Annotated in this window: 13 protein-coding genes; 5 read left to right on the forward strand and 8 right to left on the reverse strand. The window is 67.8% G+C overall.

Going from position 1 to position 19915, the window contains the following annotated elements; genetic code table 11:
* Window positions 1-9: 9 nt before the first annotated feature.
* From G6O68_RS05875 to G6O68_RS05885, 3 genes are all read right to left on the reverse strand, one after another.
* The gene (locus G6O68_RS05875) at window positions 10-1545 is read right to left on the reverse strand and encodes a hypothetical protein (RefSeq protein ID WP_165245820.1); all 1536 of its coding nucleotides are present in this window, start codon (window positions 1543-1545) and stop codon (window positions 10-12) included.
* A 143-nt stretch (window positions 1546-1688) separates the two neighbouring features.
* Complete coding sequence (gene metG / locus G6O68_RS05880; protein WP_165245822.1) at window positions 1689-3278, reverse strand: methionine--tRNA ligase; 1590 nt, start codon at window positions 3276-3278, stop codon at window positions 1689-1691.
* Window positions 3279-3395: 117 nt separating this feature from the next.
* Window positions 3396-4004 carry a PEP-CTERM sorting domain-containing protein gene (locus tag G6O68_RS05885; protein ID WP_165245824.1) on the reverse strand — a complete coding sequence of 203 codons (609 nt, stop codon included), beginning with the start codon at window positions 4002-4004 and terminating at the stop codon, window positions 3396-3398.
* Window positions 4005-4296: 292 nt separating this feature from the next.
* Here G6O68_RS05885 and G6O68_RS05890 point away from each other — a divergent pair, with 292 nt between their 5' ends.
* Window positions 4297-5772 (forward strand): NAD-dependent succinate-semialdehyde dehydrogenase, encoded by a 1476-nt coding sequence (locus G6O68_RS05890; protein ID WP_240911062.1) that lies wholly within the window; start codon window positions 4297-4299, stop codon window positions 5770-5772.
* A gap of 73 nt (window positions 5773-5845) precedes the next feature.
* Here G6O68_RS05890 and ispG read toward each other — a convergent pair whose 3' ends face one another.
* Window positions 5846-7015 carry a flavodoxin-dependent (E)-4-hydroxy-3-methylbut-2-enyl-diphosphate synthase gene (ispG, locus tag G6O68_RS05895; protein WP_165245826.1) on the reverse strand — a complete coding sequence of 390 codons (1170 nt, stop codon included), beginning with the start codon at window positions 7013-7015 and terminating at the stop codon, window positions 5846-5848.
* A 129-nt stretch (window positions 7016-7144) separates the two neighbouring features.
* On the opposite strand from ispG, the gene G6O68_RS05900 reads away from it, so the two are divergent.
* Window positions 7145-8041 carry a class I SAM-dependent methyltransferase gene (locus G6O68_RS05900; RefSeq protein ID WP_240911063.1) on the forward strand — a complete coding sequence of 299 codons (897 nt, stop codon included), beginning with the start codon at window positions 7145-7147 and terminating at the stop codon, window positions 8039-8041.
* On the opposite strand, the gene G6O68_RS05905 is transcribed toward G6O68_RS05900, so the two are convergent.
* The 4 genes from G6O68_RS05905 to G6O68_RS05920 all read right to left on the reverse strand — a co-directional run bounded on the left by G6O68_RS05905 (window position 8031) and on the right by G6O68_RS05920 (window position 13643).
* Window positions 8031-10010: an ArnT family glycosyltransferase gene (locus tag G6O68_RS05905; protein ID WP_165245828.1), complete on the reverse strand. Its 1980-nt coding sequence runs from the start codon at window positions 10008-10010 to the stop codon at window positions 8031-8033. The two genes, G6O68_RS05900 and G6O68_RS05905, sit on opposite strands and share 11 nt — an antisense overlap.
* Before the next feature lie 193 nt (window positions 10011-10203).
* Window positions 10204-11745: a xylulokinase gene (gene xylB / locus G6O68_RS05910; RefSeq protein ID WP_165245830.1), complete on the reverse strand. Its 1542-nt coding sequence runs from the start codon at window positions 11743-11745 to the stop codon at window positions 10204-10206.
* Complete coding sequence (locus G6O68_RS05915) at window positions 11742-12587, reverse strand: MBL fold metallo-hydrolase (protein ID WP_165245832.1); 846 nt, start codon at window positions 12585-12587, stop codon at window positions 11742-11744. Before G6O68_RS05915 ends, xylB begins: the two co-directional genes overlap by 4 nt.
* A gap of 27 nt (window positions 12588-12614) precedes the next feature.
* Window positions 12615-13643, reverse strand: a complete 1029-nt coding sequence (locus G6O68_RS05920) for a cobalamin-independent methionine synthase II family protein (protein ID WP_165245834.1) — start codon at window positions 13641-13643, stop codon at window positions 12615-12617.
* A 392-nt stretch (window positions 13644-14035) separates the two neighbouring features.
* Between G6O68_RS05920 and G6O68_RS05925 the strand changes: the two genes are divergently transcribed.
* The 3 genes from G6O68_RS05925 to G6O68_RS05935 all read left to right on the forward strand — a co-directional run bounded on the left by G6O68_RS05925 (window position 14036) and on the right by G6O68_RS05935 (window position 19869).
* The gene (locus G6O68_RS05925) at window positions 14036-15595 is read left to right on the forward strand and encodes a glucoamylase family protein (protein WP_165245836.1); all 1560 of its coding nucleotides are present in this window, start codon (window positions 14036-14038) and stop codon (window positions 15593-15595) included.
* Between the two features lie 393 nt (window positions 15596-15988).
* Window positions 15989-17296: a DUF1501 domain-containing protein gene (locus tag G6O68_RS05930; RefSeq protein WP_165245838.1), complete on the forward strand. Its 1308-nt coding sequence runs from the start codon at window positions 15989-15991 to the stop codon at window positions 17294-17296.
* 110 nt (window positions 17297-17406) lie between these two features.
* A complete protein-coding gene (locus G6O68_RS05935) occupies window positions 17407-19869 on the forward strand; it encodes a PPC domain-containing protein (RefSeq protein WP_165245840.1) in 2463 nt (820 codons plus the stop codon).
* The last annotated feature ends 46 nt before the right edge of the window (window positions 19870-19915 follow it).

The following is a 19915-nucleotide window of genomic DNA, read 5'->3' on the forward strand; positions in this document are numbered from 1 at the left end:
GGGCGAGGATCAGATCGGTCGGTCCACTCGCGAGGACCTCGGCTCGCCGTTCGGCCCCAGATGCCGGAACTTGAGCCAGATCTGCTTAATCTGCCGCTTCCCCTTCACGGCGGCGCCGATCAGGGCGTTCGACTCGAATCGGTCCAGCCTGCGACGTAGGGCCACGTTTTCCTGCCATCGCTTCTCCTCGCGCTCCAGCGAGCGGACAAGCTGCTGCTCCTTGCGAGTGGCCGTCTCCTGGAGTTTCGCCGCCTGATCCAGAGCGACTTCGAGACGAGTCCGATCGGAATCCCAGCCCCCCTGCGACGTGGCGAGCGCCTGCTGGAACAGCTTGAGACTCCGCTCCTGCCGGTCGAGCGACTCGGCGAGTCGACGCTGCGTCTCCAGAAGCGCCTGCTCCTTGTGAGCCAGGATCCCCTGGGTATGGGCGAGCAGCTGCTCGGCCTGGACGCGCCGTTCTTGATTGGAGACCGAGTACTCCATGACGCGACAGAGCTGCTTCTCGGTCTGTTCCAGGCACGATTTGGCGAGGAGAAAGGCCTTCTCGGTCTCGTTGAGGGCCTGTCGGGTCGTGGCGAGTCCATGCTCGGCGAGCGCGGCCCTGTGCTCCAGGTCGTGGATTCTTTCCGCTGGGTTGTTCCGTTCGGCCTCGCGGAGCAGCACGATCGTCTTGCCGAGTTCCGCTCGGGCCGCCTTGAGCTGGCCGTGCATCGCGGCCTCGTAACGGCGGGCGTCGCGGGCGATTCGCTGGGCGTTGGCCTCGGGGTCGACTTCGATCCAGGCCTCGCGTCCCAGGGCGTTCAGAGTGTCCTGGGCCTGGTGGGCGACGACCGCCGGCAAGTGATGTACGCAAGACTGGTCGTAGAGGCGACGTACGGTGTCCTCGCACCAGGGCAACCCGCAGGCGTCGGCCAGCTCTTGCATGTCTTCCCAGAACGCGGGCGTCCCGAAACGGACGACGAGCGATCGGCTCTCCTCGTCGGACGCCGCCTTCATCCTCGACAGGTGGACGCCCACCACGTCCAGCGCGTTCCAGTACGACATGCTGCCCTGGCTTCGGGTGCAGAGGCTCATCGCGATCTCGTGCGGCGACCGGAGGAGCGATGAGGCGACGACGTCCACGCCCTGGAATCGGGAGAACACCTGTCGCCAGAACGGCCAGACGAGCACCGTACGGGGGTCCTTGAATCCCGACACCGGGCCGCTCTCGATCAGAAGGCGCGTGATGTGCTCGCCCTCGTCGAGCCAGTGTTCCGGGACGAGGCGGTCGGTCGGCCACTCGCCCTGGGATTCCAGGAATCGAGCGAGGACCGCCGGTTCATCCGGGATGTCGTCGGCGAACCCGAAGGCCCATTCCTGGACTCGACGGTTGAGAGAGTGGAACGGGATGGCCTCGAAGTGACCGTATGGGTTGCTCGGAGCCGCCTCGATCAGTTCGAACGGACCGAGAGACAGGCCCAGTTTCTGCAGGATGTTCGCCGTCAGGCTCGAACCGCTGCGATGCATGCACAAGAGGACGACGAGCTTGCGATTCGGTCCATCCATGACATCCACCTCGAACCATCCGTGATTGGTGCGCGAATCGCCCGGCGTCTCCCGGGGCGGAGACCTGCGTTACATTTTTTCGGCCGTTCGTGCCGCTCGGCATCACGACTTTATCGATTAAGCCGGAGGTGGCGACCCCGTTTTCAGCGGGCCTCCACCTTCGGGAACAACGGCGTGGGCTTCCCTTCCACCACGGGAGCGGCCACCCGCAACGGCTGCCCGGCGGAGTAAGGCCTGGACGCCGAGCCGTAGGACACGGCCTCCCAGGGCTGATGCGACTCGAAGTTGAACGCTCGATGGAACGTCTCGGCGGTCTTCGGCAGGAACGGCTTGATCAAGATGGCCGTCACGCGCATCCAGTCGGCCAGGTTGGCCAGCACGACGCGCGTGGCTTCCAGGTCCGTCTTGGCGAGCTTGAACGGCTGCGTCTCCTGGATGTACTTGTTCGCGGCGTCGACGACCTCCAGCCAGATCCGTTGGAGCGCCGTGGTGTAATCGAACGCGCCGACCCGATCGCGGAGCGTTTCGACCAGGGCGGGGAGATCCAGACCGCGCCGCCAGGCGGTGAGGTCGACCTCGCCGACCTCGCCGAGGTCGCCTCCGAAGTACTTGAGGCACATCGTCAGGATTCGGCTGTAGAGGTTGCCGAGGTTGTTGGCGAGCCCGCTGTTGTAGGCGTCGGCGAACCGCTCGAAGGAGAATTCGCCGTCGCCGCTGAAGGGGCACTGGCTCATGAAGTAGTACCGGAAAGCCTCGGCGGAGAAGTCGTTGATGAGGTCCATCGGCTCGACGACGTTGCCCATGCTCTTGCCGATCTTCGCGACCTCGCCGCTCTCCTCGTTCTTGCGATACACGAACCCGTGGCCGAAGACCTTGCGGGGCAGCGGCACGCCGGCGGACATGAGCATGGCCGGCCACAGGGCGCAGTGGAACCGCGTGATGTCCTTGCCGATGACGTGGACGTCGGCCGGCCAGGTCCGCTCGAACCGCGCCTCGTCGGTCCCGTATCCGGCGGCCGTCACGTAGTTGAGCAGGGCGTCGAACCAGACGTAGATCGTGTGTTCGGGGTCGAACGGGACCGGAATGCCCCAGGTGAAGCCCTTGCGAGAGATCGCGACGTCCCGAAGCTCGGTCTCCACCAGGCTGACGATCTCGTTGCGGCGCGACTCCGGGCGGATGAAATCCGGATTGGCCGAGTAGAAGGCCAGCAGGCGGTCTCGGTAGGCCGAGAGGCGGAAGTAGTAGTTCTCCTCCTCGACCATCGAAAGCTCGGCGTTGGGGTGATTCGGGCAACGGCCGTTCCCCTCGGCGACCTCTTTCTCGGTCTTGAACGACTCGCATCCGACGCAATAGTGGCCCGAGTAGACGCCCTTGTAGATGTCGCCGGCGTCGAAGACCGCCTGGATGAACTTGCGACAGCCGACATGGTGCCGCTCCTCGCTCGTCTGGATGAAATCGTCGTTCGAGATCTCGAGCGCGGACCACACTTCCTGGAACTGCCGGGCCATCTCGTCCACGTAGGCCTTGGGATCCTGGCCGAGTTCTCGGGCCCGGATGGTCACCTTGATCGTGTTCTCGTCGTTGCCCATCAGGAAGTGGACGGCCGCCCCTTCCATGCGACGGAATCGGGCCTGGACGTCCGCGCCGATCTTCTCGAACGCGGTGCCGATGTGTGGGCGGCTGTTGGGATAGTCGATGGCCGTGGTGATGTAGAAACGCTGCTGCTCGTCCATAACCCGTTCCTTGCCTAGAAGCAGGCGAAGCTCCCTGTATCTCGGAGCGTTCGCTCGCGTCGAGGGTTCGCCGGCCGCCCGCGCGCGAGTGCCAAGTGTACCAGAATCCCCAAAGACCTACCGCGACGAGGCCCTTTCCCGGAGTCGACGCATCCCGATCGCTCCGGCGGCCCCCAGCGCGATCACCAGGAACGCCGAGGGTTCCGGGACGACCGGGGGGATGACGCTCGGGACCGGCGGCAGGAGGGGAGGGTCGACGGGGATGCTGGGGACGTCGACCGGCGGGGTCAGCGGCGGGACGACCTGGGGTACGGGCGGAATCAGGCCCTGGGGTAGCCTGGGACCCACGAAGGGATGGTAAAAGTCGAACCGGGCGACGTCCAGGTTCCGACGCCAGAGCATGTACTCGATGAGCGGGCTGGAGGCCGCGATCGACGGATCGCCGTTGACGAGGCGAAGGACCGCCTGACGTACGGCCGTCGTGAACGGTGGAGAAGGCCGCGAAGCCCAGGTCGATTCGCCCCCCGACAGGAAGGAGGCCCAGGCGTTCGGGGCCGTCCGGACGCTCGCCGCTCCGAGCTGCTGCGCGGCGACGCGGGGCCGCGGGCTCCAGCGGATCGGGGCGGCCTCCGCCGTCGCGGCCGAGTGGACGAGGAAGATCGCCGCGAACGCCGCGCCGCCTCGTCGCCTGGCTCGAATGTTCCACGTCGCCCCGTTCGCGTCCATGCGTCACCCGCCTTGCCGTCGGTTGGGATCCATCCCTCAACGTCCATCCGATGCACGTCCGATCGCCTCGCGTGCCACCAGAAAAATCGGCCCATCCGGCCTCGCCTATTGACGCGAATCGAAGGATTGCAGCGGGGAGCTTGCGGGTTGTAGCACTCGTCCGAGGGCCGCAACCTCTCCCCGGCCGTTCGGGTCTCGTTGTGCGCGGCCGCCGCTCGGAGTATCGTGAGGCGGAGGGTCGCTTCACGCCTGACCGCCACGCTCCCTCGCCCATCTCACGGAGAGTCCGAAAATGCCCCCCGCCACGACCGACGCCAGCACCCAAGCCTTCCCCACCCGGATGTACATCGACGGCGTCTGGCGCGACGGAGACGGCGGGAAGACGCTGGCGGTGATCAATCCGGCCGACGAGTCGACCGTCGCCGAGGTCGCCTACGCGGGGGGAGACGAGGCGAAGCAGGCGATCGAGGCCGCCTCGCGGGCGTTCCCGGCCTGGCGTGCCGCCTCCGCTTACGACCGTGCGAAGATCCTCAAGCGGACGGCCGAGCTGATGCGCGAGCGGGCCGACCGAATCGCCCGGGCGATGACCATGGAGCAGGGCAAGCCTCTCGCCGAGGCGAAAGCCGAGACGCTGCACGCGGCGGACACGTTCGAGTGGTTCGCCGAGGAAGCCAAGCGCGCCTACGGTCGCATCATCCCCCCCACGAACGTCGCCAAGCGCTATTACGCGATCAAGCATCCTGTGGGCGTCGTCGGCACGATCACCCCCTGGAACTTCCCGGCCGCCCTCCCCAGCCGCAAGATCGGCCCGGCGCTCGCCGCGGGCTGCACCGTGGTCAGCCGCCCCGCCGACCAGACGCCGATCACGCTGATCCTGATGTTCGAATGTCTGGCCGACGCCGGCCTCCCCGCCGGCGTCGCGAACCTCGTCGTCGGCCCGGCTCGGCCCTTCGCGGACGCCCTGTTCGAGCACCCCGCGGTCCGCAAGATCAGCTTCACCGGCTCGACCGAGGTCGGCAAGGAGTTGATTCGACGTTCGGCCGATCAGGTGAAGCGCATGAGCCTCGAACTCGGGGGCCACGCCCCCCTGATCGTCTTCCCGGACGCCGACGTCGAGCAGGTGGCCCAGGCCGCGGTCATCGGCAAGTTCCGCAACAACGGCCAGGTCTGCATCGCCCCCTCGCGCTTCTACGTCCACGACAAGATCGCCAAGGACTTCACCGAGGCCGCCGTCGAGTTGACGAAGAAGCTCAAGATCGGCAACGGCCTTGAGGAAGGCGTGCAGGTCGGGCCGATGTTCGAAGCCCGGGCCCTGGACAAGACCCAGGGGCTCATCGACGACGCCCGTGGCAAGGGCGCTCAGGTGCTCACCGGCGGCGGCAAGTCCTCGAAGTTCGACAAGGGCTACTGGTTCGAGCCGACGGTGCTCACGAACGTCGACGGTTCCATGAAGTTGCTGACCGAGGAGCCGTTCGCCCCGGTGATGCCGATCCTCGACTTCAGCAAGCTCGACGACGTGATCGCCGCCGCGAACGCCACGCCCTACGGGCTGGCGGCCTACGTCTTCACCAACGACCTGACGGTCGCCACCCGGATGGCCGAGGGGCTGGAAGCCGGGATCATCGGCATCAACGACCCGATCCCCGCCACGCCGCAATGCCCGTTCGGCGGCATGAAGGAGTCCGGCATGGGTCGCGAACTGGGCAGCGAGGGCCTCGACGCCTACTTCGAGACCAAGTACGTCGCCGTCGGCCTCCGCCAGAACTGAGGGGTCGAATGCGAAACGCCCCGGCGGATCGAGCCGGGGCGTTTCGGTTGATCGGGATTTCGGGCGGCGGAAATCAGTTCAGGACCGGGAGGCCGGCCTTGGCCTGCTTCTGCTTCTCCTTCTCGACGAAGGAGGCGAGCGGCTTGGTCTCCTCGTCGAAGCGTTCGACCTCTTCCAGGAGCGCCTGGACCATCTCCGCCTCCTTGACCTGGCGGATGGGGACGCCGCGCTTGAAGATGATCCCCTTCCCGGAGCCGGCGGCGATCCCCAGGTCGGCCTCCTTCGCCTCGCCGAAGCCGTTGACCAGGCAGCCGAGGATGCTGATCCGCAGCGGGGCGGTCAGGTTCTTCATCTGCGCCTCGACCTCGGCGACGATCCGCTCCAGGTCGATATCGAGCCGGCCGCAGGTCGGGCACGCGACGACCTCGGGCTTGGTCACCCGGCGGTCGCAGGCGCGGAGGATGTCGAAGCCGGCCTCGATCTCGGGGACGGGGTCGCCCAGCAGCGAGACCCGGATCGTGTCGCCGATGCCCCTCAGCAAGATGGCCCCGATGCCGGCGGCGCTCTTGAGCGTGCCGTACTCCTTCGACCCGGCCTCGGTGATGCCGACGTGGGTCGGGTAGTCGGCCTTGGCGGCGTATTCGGTGTAGCAGGCGACGGCCGTGGGGACGTGGCTGGCCTTGAGGCTGATGATCATCTGCTTGTAGCCGAGCCCCTCGGCCATCTCGATATACCGCAGTGCGCTCTCGACCATGGCCTCCGGGCAGGGGAAGCCGTATTTCTCGACCAGGTCCTTCTCCAGGCTGCCCGAGTTGACGCCGATCCGCATCGGGACGCCGGCGTCGCGCGCCTTGCGGACGACCTCCTTGAATCGCTCCTCGCCGCCGATGTTGCCGGGGTTGATCCGGATCTTGTCGACAGCGCGGCGGCCCGACGGGGTGCGGGCTTCGAGGCAGGCGAGGGCCATCCGGTAGTCGAAATGGATGTCGGCGATCAGCGGGATCTTGATGTGATCGCGGATCGCCTTGACGCCCTCGACGTCCTCCTTCTTGGGGACGGTGACGCGGACCACCTCGCAGCCGGCCTCTTCCAGCCGGCGGATCTGCGCCAGCGTGGCCTCGGCGTCGAACGTGTTTGTCGTCGTCATGGACTGGACCAGGATCGGGCTGTCGCCGCCGACGACATGGTCGCCGAGCCCGACCTCCTTCGTCTTGTGGCGCTGGACGGTCGTCGCGTAGGCCATTGATCGTCGCCCTAATTTGTCGTCAAATCAGACTTTAACGCGCACATCGTCGTCGTGGACGCATGAATCGATCGTAATCGACGGCCGTCCCACGGTCAACCCTGCGCGAGCCGGCCGGACCCTCCCGACATGAGCAAGATCCCCCTGCCCCGCGTCGTCAAGCGTCCCCTGGTGAGGGCCTGGAACGAGGCCCACCGCCTGGGCTGGCTGGCCCGCGACTACGCCTCGGCTATCGCCTCGGGTCGTCACGAACATTGTACGGTGTGCGGGAAGACGGGCCGGATGTTCTATCGTCGTCGCGTGATTCCTCCCCGGCTCGTCCAGCTCTGGGGCCTGACGGAACGCCAGGCCGAGGCCCTCGCCCGCAAGGAGTCGTGCGACTGCGCCAACTGCGGAGCCAAGCTCCGCGCGCGTAGGATGGCGGAAGTCCTGCTCGACCTCTACCCGATCAACGGTCGACGCGCGTCGGATCTTCGAACCTGGGCCGGGAGCCACGAGGCGGGCCGCCTGCGGATCGCCGAGATCAACCGGATCGACGGCATCCACGAGACGCTGCACGACCTGGCCCATTTTCATCCGTCCGACTTCATCCCCAACGCCCACCGGGGCGGTTACGTCCACGGAGTCCGACACGAGGACCTCGACGGTTTGACCTACGAGGACGACCGATTCGACCTCGTGCTGACGTCCGAGACGCTGGAGCACGTTCCCGACCTCGGCCGGGCCCTGGCGGAGGTCCGCCGCGTCCTCGTCCCGGGCGGCTCGCACGTCTTCACGGCCCCCGTCGCGCCCCATGTCGCGAGGACCTTCCCACGCGCCCGGCTGCGTCGGGACGGTTCGGTCGAGGAACTCGCCCCTCCGATCCGCCACCCGGGGGGGGACGTCGGCTACCAGGTTTTCACCGATTTGGGGATGGACTTCCCGGAGATCCTTCGCGACGCGGGCTTCGAGACCGAGGTTCGCTTCGGCCCCGTCTCCGACGACGATCTCGCGCAGGTGTACGTCTGCCGCAAGCCTACGGGTTGAGGAGCGGCGCCGCGCGGGCCACGTCCTCCGGGCTGAGTTTGTAGATGTAAATCGAATGGCCGATGCGATCGATGGGTTCGAACAGGCGGAAGTAGCCGAAGGCCTCGTTTCGACTCGACCAGGCGGGGGGCCAGGCTTCGTAGAAGGCGGGGGTCGGGTCGTAGAGCCTCCAGTGGAGACCGTAGACCAGGGTGGCGCTGACGGCGTAGTAGCCGGGGACCAGGCTTTTCGCCGGGCCGATGAGTCGGGTCTCTGGATTCGTGTACGTCCCCGTGATCGCGCCCGGCTTGACCGGCGGCAGGAACCAGTTGAGACGATCGCCCCGCGCCGCGAAGATCCCCGGATTGATCTGACCGAAGTACGCAAAGCCGATCGGCTCGTTCGGGATGTTCGTTCGACACCATTCCCGAAGGCCGACCAGATCCTGGCCCCAGTCGAGATTGCTGTCGATCAGCCTCGCGGGAGTGCGGTCCGGGCCTCCGGAGGCCTGGTTGAAATACGCGAGGTAGTGAGGATGGATGCTCAGGGTTGAAAGGGCCGTGAGCCCAAGGCAGCCCACCAGCGCCGCCCGACCGGCGAGCCTCCCGCGTCGGCCGAACGACTCGACCCAGGGGACGAGCTTCCCCGTCTGCACGTAAACGTAGGGAAAGATCGCGAGCACGTAACGCAGGCCGAGGTTGATGTCGGTGAGGAAGCTCATCGCGAAAAGAACGGCCGAGGGCACGGTCCAGAGCGCGACTTCGTCGGCCCAGGCCGCGCCGGGGCGACGAACGGCCGCGAGCGCGAGCAAGGAGGCCAGCACCAGCGTCCAGGTCCCTTCGGGGACCTTGTAGGCTAGGGTCGCCAGGTAGTAGTACCACCAGCCCGAATCGCGCAGGACGCCGTTGAGATAGACGGGGTATCCGGACACGGAGCGGTCCGGCGAAGCGGCCTCGCGGCGGGCGAGATCCACGTCCCCCGACCGCAGGGCCTCGCGGGCCCGCACGAAACGCAGCGGAATCCCGTCGGCCTCGATCTTCTGCTCGTCGAAGCCGAGCAGGTAATGCTCCGGCAGGGGGGCCGGAAAGTTCTCCAGGATGGTCCCCCGGAACCGATTTCGGGCGAAGGGCCAGATGGTATCGAAGAGCGGATTCATCGTCGCCGGCGGCGTCCTCACGCCGCCCGGCGGGGGGCTCGTCAGGCTCTTGCTCGCGAACTCGAAGCTCCCCAGCGGTTTTCCAACGCCCTCGAAGAGATAGCCGGCGTCGATCACGAGGATGCTCAACGCCACGACGAGGGCACCATGACCGGCGGCCTGGCCGATCCGACGCAAAATGCGGCCCGCGTCGGGCGTCAGGGCCAGTCGCACGAGCCAGAGGAACGGCCAAACCGCATACAAGAGCAGCAAGCTGAACTTGGAGAGCTGGGCCACGCCCAGGGCGAAGCCCGCGAGCGCCGCCCTCGCCCAGCTCGGTCTCGTGAGGTATCGCCAGAAGAGATAGGTCGCCGCCGCCCCGAGCGCCGCCGAGCCGACGTCCGAGGTGATCAGCCGGCCGTGAGCCAGGATGTTCGGGCAGGTGGCCCAGAGCGCGAGGCTCAAGAGCCCTCCGAAGGCCCCATAGAGCCGGCTCGACCAGGCGAAGACGACGACGCCCCCGACGATCGAGAACAAGGGCATGACCATCCGTCCGAGTGTGAACAGCTCGAAGTAGCGGTCGGCGTTGACGAACGCGAAATCCTGCGAGAAGCTCGTCTGCGACGGGTTGCGGTCGCTCCAGGACTTGCGCTGATAGAGCGGCTCTAAAACCGGCCCCGCGAGCCAGACCGGCAGCGACGCGACGAGCTTCACGAGCGGCGGGTTGTGGGGGTAGAGCCGGAACGTGTGGCGGTCCCAGTACGTCAACCCGGCCGGCATGTGCACGACCTCGTCGACGGTGGGATTCTCGGTCAGCAGGCTCCGCTCAGCGAGCGCCAGGTGCAGGCCCAGCATTGCGACGACGGCCAGTCCGATCCACAGTCTGCGGCGTCCGAGACCGCCGCCGTCCTCCGGCCCCGAGGGATCGGGGGGGGCCGGAGCCGGCGGTGGAGCGGGAAGGGGACGATCCGGCTCTCGGCGGCGGTCGCCCGCGCCTCGGGGCTTGCGAGCCAAGCGAAGACTCCTGCGGGTGGTCGGGGAAGCTGGCTCAGAGGCCCTCGGCCACCAGCTCGCTGATCTCCCGGAAGCTCCCCTTCAAATGGCTGTAGAGGCCCCGGTAGACCGTGTAGGCTCGATCGTAGTACGCCTTCACCCGGGGATCAACGTTCGTGCTCTCGACGGTCATGATCGTGGCGTCGCACGCCTCGGGGACCGACGAGAACCCGCCGGTGCCCACCTGGGCGAGTAAGGCCACGCCAAACGCCGGGCCTTCGCTGGCATTGATCGTGTGGACGTCCGCGCCGTAGACGTCGGCCTGGATCTGCCGCCAGAGGGCGTTGCGGGCCCCGCCGCCGGAGACGCGGATCTGCTCGATCGCGACGTTCATGTCGCGGATCAGCTCCAGGCTGTCGCGCATCGCGAACGTCGCCCCTTCGAGCACCGCGCGGATCATGTGCGGACGGCCGTGGCGGACCGTCAGGCCAATCCAGCCCCCCTTCGCGTCGGGGTCGAAATGGGGGGAACGCTCGCCGGTGAGGTAAGGCAGGAAGAACAGGCCCTCGGCCCCGGGCCCCGCGAGCGCCGCCTCGGCCGTGAGGATCTGGTAAGGGTCCACCCCCTGCGACTTCGCCAGCGCGACCTCCGCCTTGCCCAGCTCGTTGCGGAACCACTGCAAGCTGCCCCCCGCGGAGAGCACCACGCCCATGACGTGATAGGCGCCCGGCACGGCGTGGCAGCCCCGTTGCAGCCTCCCCGCCGGGTCGAAGCCGAGGTGGTCCGAGTGGGCGAAGATGACGCCCGACGTCCCCATCGTCGCGGAGACCACCCCCTGCCTCACGATGCCGTTCCCGACCGCCCCGGCCGGCTGGTCGCCGCCACCGCCGACGACGGGCGTGCCGACGGGGAGCCCCGTGGCCTCGGCCCCGATCGCCCCCACGGTCGCGGAGACTTCCTGGCTCTCGAAGCACTCGGGCAGCAGCGCCGGGTCGAGATCGAGCTTGCCCAGCAGTTCGCGGCTCCAGCGTCGGTTGGCGACGTCGAGCATCAGGGTCCCGGACGCGTCGCTCACCTCGGTGGCGTAGGTCCCGGTCAGGCGGTAGCGGATGTAGTCTTTCGGCAAGAGCACCTGCCGGACGCGATCCCAGTTCGCCGGCTCCTCCTTGCGGACCCAGAGCAGCTTGGGCGCGGTGAAGCCGGTCAGCGCCCGGTTGGCGACCATGCGGATGAGGGCCTCGCGGCCGCCGGCCCGCTCCTCGATCTCCGCGCACTGGGCGGCCGTCCGCTGATCGTTCCAGAGGAGCGCCGGCCGAACGACCTGACCGTCGGCGTCGAGGAAGACCGAACCGTGCATCTGGCCGCTCAGCCCGACGCCGGCCACGTCCGATGGCTTGAACGCTCCGGAGTTCAGCACCGAGCCCAGCGTCTCGCGGGTCGCCTCCCACCACAGCTCCGGGTCCTGCTCCGACCAGCCCGGCCTCGGGTGCGAGCACGGATACTCCGACGAGGCCGAGGCCAGGATCCGCCCCGATTCGTCGATCGCCAACGTCTTGGTCCCGGACGTTCCGACGTCGATGCCGATTGTGACGCTCAAGGGCGGATCTCCCAGCGCTCGCCGCACTGCAGGACCTTGGGCTCGACCCCGGAGGGCAGGCGACGCGCCTGATGTTCGAACTCCTGGGCGGGCACCGTGTTGAAAGTGAACATGTCGTAGTGGTGCGGCACCACGTACCGCGGTCGGACGCGCCGGGCCAGGTCGACGGCCTCGGTCGCGCTCATGTTGCCGGCGACGCCCCGGCTGGGGTTGCGGCCGTTGATCGGCAGGAAGAGGGCGTCGAAGCCCTCATTGCCCAGTGACTCGGCGAGCCCTTCGTAGGCCAGCGTGTCGCCGCTGTGGTAGATCCTCAAACTACCGGACTCGATGATGAACCCGAGATAGGGGTGCCGGCCTCGCGCGTCGCGGTCGAACTCCTCGTGCGCCGAGGGGACCGCGCGGATGCGAAACCCCGCCCCCCGGACCTCCGAGCCGGCGTCCACGGGGATCATCCGATCCTCGGGCAGGCCCAGGCTCATCGCATAATCCCGGATCGACTCCGGAAGGACGAGCATCGCGGACGGCGAGGCGTTCAGGAGGTCCGGTGCCGTCCCCGGGTCCAGGTGGTCGGAATGCTTGTGGCTCGCCAGCAGCAGGTCGACCGACTTGAGATCTGCGCCGTGCAGGGGCGAGCGCGTCATCCGCACATGGGGGCGATTCGTGGACTCGTACTTCCGGGTTAGGTGCTCGGATAGGTAGAGATCGACCGCGAGCAGCCCCTGGGCGGACTTGAAAAGAAAACCGCTCTGGCCGGTCCACCAGACCGCCAGGCCGTCTCGCGGCGGGTCGACCGCTTCGATCTCGCGGATCAGGGCTTCGCCCATCCGCACGGGTTCAATCATCGTGCTCACCCCGTCTGGACTGATGGATCAGGACCGCCCCAACTCGCGGCGGACCAGCGCCGCCCCCTCGGCGAGCGACCGGGCCTTCGCCACGGCGATGTGTCGCGAGGTCTGCGAGAACCCGCAGTCGGGCGTCACCGAGACTCGCTCCGGGGCGATGTGCCGCAGGACCTCGCGGAGCCGTTCGGCGACCAGCTCGGCCGGCTCGACCCAGGTATTCTTGACGTCCACGAGCCCCACCGCCACGTCCATCCCCTCGGGAAGCTCTGCGAGGATCGCGACCTCCGCCATCTCACGGCTGGCGAACTCCAACGCCAGCTGATGGACCTTCGCGCGGCCGATATGCGGGAAGAGGGGCCGATACGAACGACGGCCGACCGCCCGGGCCCGGTAGTTCCCGAAGCACATGTGCATGCTGATGTAGGCGTCGACCCCTTCGACGGTCCGAGCGACCACATCCAGGAAATAGTCCGGAGCGTCGGGGTGACAGGCGAAGCTCGGCTCGTCGAGCTGGATGAAGTCCACCCCCGCGGCCGCGAGCGCCCTCAATTCCGCCCCGACGATCGGGATCAGGGCCTCGGCCACCGCCTGGCGGTCGGGATAAACGTCCCCGCCGTCGATGCAGCCGGCGAGGGTGAACGGGCCCGGGACGGGCGACTTCACCGGCGCCGCGACGTATTCGCGCAACCGATGGTACTCGGTCAGGACGCCGAGGCCGTCGGGCGCGGAGAGCGGGGCGACGCAGCGGTAGCGGTCGCGCTGGTCGTGGGCCGGAGCGCCCCAGTGCCTCGCCTTCCGCAGAGGCTCCAGACCGCCGAGATACTCGTAGAACCCCAGGTTGAAATCGACCCGCTGCATCTCGCCGTCGGTGATCCGATCGAGCCCCGCGCGGAGTTGATCATCGACCACCAGGCGGACGGCGTCGCGGACGGCCTCCTCGCGATCCACGGGGCCGTAAAGCTCGGGATGCTCCTTCACGTCGAGCACGAATTTCTCGTACCAACCGGGGAAGGACCAGCTTCCGATCACCGTGGCGGGTAGGAACACGTCCGCCATCGCTCATCCTTTCTTCTAGTTCTTCAAGCCCGGTCGAAATCTGGACGATCCCTCAAGGGAAGCGGGGGTGCGAGCCCGCGACTCTTAAGATATCCCAGTCAACTTGGCTGACCGGCCCGGAAATCGCAGGTGGTGCGGCTTCCGCGCCCTTTGGCACGACCGTCCGCCAATCTACCCCCGTCGCCTCGGCGACGCCAGGGCTTGCCAGGCGGAGCAAGACGCCCACGCACTAATGCTTGATTGAGTCGTGTCACGGAGTTTGTCCTGACACGTTAAATTGTCTATAGTCATTCATAGAGAACGCGCCGCGCCGACGCTTCGATCCGATGGGTTCGTGGGGAATCGCCGCGGATCCCCCGCATCGACCAACACCTTCTTCCCGAGGTGGTGCGATGACTCGATCGCCTGTTTCGCGGTCCGTCCGGATGCTTCTGGCCTGCTGCGTGCTGGGGACCCTCGGCGCGACGTCGCCGAGGGCCCAGGATCGGGGGCCGGGATTGACGGCGGAGGATCGGGTCCAGCTCCGACGATACGCCGCAGACACCTGGCGGTCGATGGAGAAGCTGGCCTTCCCGAGCGGGCTCCCTGCGGATCGGGTCCATCGCGACGGGGCGGGTTGGCGTGAGCCGGTCTTCGAGACGACGCCCACCAACATCGCGTCCTACATCTGGAGCGTCATCGGGGCGGAACGGCTGGAGCTGATCAGCCCGGAGGAGGCCAGGTCGAGGCTGACCCGGACTCTCCAGACCCTCGAATCGATGAACCGGCCGCACGGTTTCTTCGTCAACGACATCGACCCGAGGGACGGCAAGGCGCTTTCGGCCTCTCCGGTCGACGGCTCGCCCCGGCGTCCCCTGCTCTCCACGGTCGACAACGCTTGGCTCGCCCTGGCGCTCACGCTGATCGTCAACACTCAGCCCGAACTCGCCCCCGGCGCCAACCGGCTGCTCGACGCGATGGACTTCGGTTTCTTTTACGACTTCTACGACGAGGAAGACCCGATCCACCAGCCCGGCCTGCTCCGGGTCGGATACTGGGTGGACGAGAGCGCCTTCTATGGCCACTACGGGATGCTCAACACCGAGGCGCGCATCGCCAGCTACCTCGCGATCGCCCGTGGACAACTCCCGCCCGACCACTATTACCGCATGTACCGGACCCTGCCGACCGAGGTGGCCCCCCAGAGCCAGACCCCGACCGGCTTGGTCCGGGATTACCAAGGCGTCCGCGTGTTTGAGGGCGCTTATGAGTACCTCGGCTCCCGCGTCGTCCCCAGTTGGGGCGGCAGCATGTTTGAGGCCCTCATGGTCACGCTGTTCCTGCCGGAGGCCGAGTGGGCCCCGAAAAGCTGGGGCGTCAATCATCCCCTGTACGTCCGAGGCCAGATCGAGCACGGCCTGCGGGAGATGAATTACGGCTCCTGGGGCTTCTCGCCGGCCTTCCGTCCCACCGGCGGTTACGAGGTCTACGGCGTGAAGGGGCTCGGGACCAGCTCGGAGGGCTACCTGTCCTACGATGTGGCCTGGGGACAGCCCGCTTTCCTGGCGACCTTGACCACCCAGGCCGTTCACGGCGTCGTCACGCCCCACGCCTCGTTCCTCGCGCTCCCGTTCGCCGCCCGCGAGGCGATGGACAACCTCCGGACCCTGGAAGACCGCTTCCCCATCTACGGCCCGCTCGGGTTTCAGGATTCGGTCGATGTCAGCACGGGCCTGGTTTCGGGCTATGTGCTCGCGCTCGATCAGGGGATGATCATGGCGGCCGTCACCAACGCCCTGGCGGACGACTATCTCCAGAAAGCCTTCTCCACGGGGGCCGTCGACCGCCTGATCCGACCCCTCATCGCCGACGAGGAGTTCACGGCCGGCCCCCCCGGACGGTATCCGGTCGGCCACCTGCTCGAGCCTCAGCTGACGCGGCTCTCGCGGAACACCCCGGCGGTCGACCGATAACGTCGAGACGACAGTCCTCTCGAACAAATCCCGCAGTCGCGCCAAAAATGGCGCGACTGCGGGATTTTTCTATCAGAGTGCTGTCGCCGCGGTTCGATCGACCATCGGTTTCGGAAATCGCGCCAACGGCGACCGATTCGCCGACGTAAGATCTTGCGTTCTCGCCGACTTGTTTGATAATAATTCTACCCGCCTCGACGCATGATCGCTTCCATCCCGGCGCGAAGACCGCACCGGCGGTGGCCCGACGTCGAGGCCCAAGCCCGCTAGCAAGCGCCGTCGCCCGCCAGGCCGCTCCTCGCAAGACGCGACGCGACCTCCCCCCGTCGCGGCCCCCGAGACAAGCCCGGCCGGCCGACGCCCCACCCCAGATCCCCTGAAGGAGACTCGAAGATGGCGACCGGATGTCAAGGGCCGATGAGTCGTCGAGGTTTCCTGACCGTGGGCGCCCTCGGGCTGGGGAGCTTGACGCTCGCCGACCTCCTGCGAAGCCAGGCGCGGGCGGACCTCAAAAACTACGAGGCGATTCAGGCGACCGCCGACTCGGTCATCCACATCTTCCTGCCGGGGGGCATCGCCCACCAGGAGACGTTCGACCCCAAGCCCTTCGCCCCGGTCGAATACCGCGGCGACATGGGCTCGATCGCGACCAAGCTCGACGGTGAGAAGTTCAGCGAGACGCTTCCCCAGACCGCGCAGCTCGCCGACAAGCTGACCGTCATCCGGTCGATGACCCACGGCGAGGCCGCCCATGAGCGCGGCACGCACAACATGTTCACCGGCTACCGCCCCAGCCCGGCGCTCCAGTACCCCAGCTTCGGCAGCGTGGTGTCCCACGAGTACGGCCCGAAGAACAACCTACCCCCCTACGTCTGCATCCCCCGGATGCCGAACGTCTACGCCGGTACCGGCTACCTCAGCTCAGCCTTCTCGCCCTTCAGCCTGGGGAGCGACCCGGCCTCTCAGGGTTTCCGGGTCCAGGACCTGAACCTCCCCGAGGGGATCGACGACAATCGTTTCTCCTCGCGTCGCACGGTGCTCGACTCCGTCAACTCCTACTTCCGAGAGCGCGAGAAGAGCGACAACATCGAGGCGATGGACACGTTCTACGATCGCGCCTACAGCCTGATCAGCTCGCAGAAGGCCCGCGAGGCGTTCAACATCGCCGCCGAGCCGGACGCGATCCGCGACGAGTACGGCCGTAACCCGGCCGGACAGCGGATGCTCCTCGCCCGTCGCCTCGTGGCCGCCGGGGTGCGGATGGTCACGCTCGAATACGGCAGCTGGGACCTCCACAGCCAGATCGTCTCCGGCATGAAGAACCAGATGCCGCCGTTCGACCAGGCCTTCGCGACGCTGATCCGCGACCTCGACCGCCAGGGGCTGCTCGCCCGCACGCTCGTCATGGTCTCCAGCGAGTTCGGCCGGACCCCGAAGATCAACAAGGACGGCGGCCGCGACCACTGGCCGAAGGTCTTCAGCGTCGTCCTCGCCGGCGGCGGGGCCAAGCAGGGGTTGATCTACGGCTCGTCGAACGCGACCGGCACCGAGCCCGAGAAGGACCCGATCGGCCCCGAGGACCTGGCGACCACGGTCTACCACATGATGGGCATCGTCGCCGACAAGGAGCTGATGGCCCCCGGCGACCGCCCGATCGAGATCGTCGACGGCGGCAAGGTGGTCAAGGAACTCCTCGCCTGAGCCTCGGCCCGCATCCGGGGGGACGGCCCGCCGGCCTCCCCCCGCCACTCCCCGCCCCAGCCGTCGCGCCGCGTTCCACCGCTCGACCCGCCCCCCCGAGAGCCTCGACCATGCGCCGACCTCGCCCCGCCAGCCTGCCTCGCCTCGTCGTCGCCTTGACGCTCGCCGCCGCATTCGCGTCCGCCGCCCGGGGCTCGTCCCCCAGCCTGACCGCGATCCGGCCGATGGGAGGCCAGCGCGGGACCGAGGTCGAGGTCGTCTTCTCGGGCGCCCGGCTCGGCGACGCGCAGGAGGTGCTCTTCTACCAGCCCGGCGTCGTCGCGACCGGGATCGCCAAGGTGGACGACAACAGCTTCAAGGCCAAGCTCCAGATCGCGGCCGACTCCCCGCTCGGCTACCACGACCTCCGCGTCCGCACGGCGACCGGCGTCAGCGAGCTTCGCGGCTTCAGCGTCGGCGCCATGCCGGACGTCGTCGAGGTGGAGCCCAACAACGACTTCGAGGCGCCTCAGCCGATCGCCATGAACGTCGTGGTCAACGGGGTGGCCGAGAACGAGGACGTGGACTACTTCGTCGTCGAGGCCAAGAAAGGCGACCGGATCTCCGTCGAGGTCGAGGGGATGCGGCTGGGCATCACCCTGTTCGACCCCTACGTGGCGATCCTGAATACCAAGCGGTTCGAGCTGGCTTCCAGCGACGACGCGGCCTTGCTCTGGCAGGACGGCTTCGCCTCGATCGTCGCGCCCGAGGACGGCAAGTACGTGGTCCAGGTCCGCGAGAGCGCCTACGCCGGGAACGCCTCCTGCCTTTATCGGCTCCACGTCGGCAACTTCCCCCGGTCCACGGGCGTCCTGCCGGCCGGCGGCAAGCCGGGCGAAACCGTCGCCGTCCGCTGGATCGGCGATCCGTCGGGCGACTCGTCGTCCGAGCTTCCTCTCCCCGCCGAGGCTCGACTGGGCTGGGGCCTCCAGCGCCAGGACGACAAGGGAGTCTCGCCCTACCCCAACGCCTTCCGGCTGACGAATCTCGACAACGCGATGGAGGTCGAGCCCAACAACGACCAGGCGACCGCTACGCCCTTCACCGCCCCCGCCGCCCTGAACGGCGTCCTGGAAAAAGCAGGCGACGTCGACCATTTCGTCTTCACCGGCAAGAAGGGGCAGGTCTTCGACTTCAAGGTCTACGGCCGCCAGGTCCGCTCGCCGATCGACGCCGTGATGTATCTGGCGAAGAAGGGGAGCGGGGCCATGATCGGCAGCGACGACTCCACCGGTCCCGACAGCTATTTCCGACAGGCCCTGCCCGAGGACGGCGAGTACGTCGTCTCGATCGTCGACCAGCTCGGCAAGGGGGGGCCGGACTATGTGTACCGCATCGAGGTCACCGTCCCCGAGCCGAAGCTCACCGTCGCCACCCCGGCCGAGCAGATCATGCTGGGCACCGGCGTCATGGCGGCGAGCGTCCCCAAGGGGGGACGACAGGCGGTCCTGATCCAGGGGAGCCGGGCCGACTTCGGGGGCGAGGTCCAGTTCAGCGTCGACGGCCTGCCGCCGGGCCTGGAGATGGAGGCCCCCCCCCTGGCCGCCAGCCAGGCGATCGTGCCCGTGCTCTTCTCCGCCAAGGCCGATGCCGCGCCCGCCGGGGCCCTGGTGGAGGTCGTGGGCAAGTCGGTCGACCCCAACGTCGCCGTGAAGTCGGAGTTCAACGCCCTCTCCGCCTTCGTGCTGGCGCCGAACAACAACGGGATCATCATGTGGTCCCGCTCGGTGGACCGGCTGGCCGTGGCCGTCACCGAAGAGGCGCCCTTCGCGATCGAGATCGTCCAGCCCAAGGTCCCGCTCGTCCGCAGCGGCCAGATGGGGCTGAAGGTCCGAGCGATCCGCAAGCCGGATTTCAAGGCGGCCATCGCGGTCTCGCTCCCCTGGAACCCGCCGGGCGTGGGCTCGGGGGGCGGCGTCGCGATCCCCGATGGTCAGGACGAGGCGGTCATCCCCATGAACGCCGACGGCAACGCCGAACTTCGCACCTGGAAGATCGTCGTCAACGGCTCGTCCAGCGGCCCGACCGGGCCGATCATGGTCTCCTCCCAGCTGGCCGACCTGACCATCGCCGCCCCCTACGTCGGGCTGACCTACCAGGCCGCCAGCGTCGAGCAGGGCAAGGAGACGGACATGGCCGTCGCCGTGGCGAAGAACCAGGACTTCGCGGGCGAGGCGAGCGTCACGCTCGTCGGGCTCCCGAACAAGGCCACGACGGACCTCAAGACGATCACCAAGGACACCACCGACCTGATCTTCCACATCAAGACCGACCCCGCCTCGCCGGTCGGCAAGCACGCCAACCTCTTCTGCCAGGTGGTCGTCACCCAGGACGGCGAGCCGATCGTGCACAACATCGGCACCGGGATCCTCCAGATCGACGCCCCGCTCCCTCCCAAGGCCGACGCCGCGCCCGCACCGGCCCCGGCGCAGGCCGCCGCGCCGGCCCCGACCGAGGCCCCCGCCAAGCCGCTGAACCGTCTTGAGAAGCTGCGCCTCGAGGCCAAGCAGAAGCAGGCCGGCGGCACGCCGTGACCGGCCTCCCGAAACACGCTGGGAACACTCGTCGAACCACCCCGGA

The organism is Paludisphaera soli, from assembly GCF_011064595.1.
Classification (GTDB): domain Bacteria; phylum Planctomycetota; class Planctomycetia; order Isosphaerales; family Isosphaeraceae; genus Paludisphaera; species Paludisphaera soli.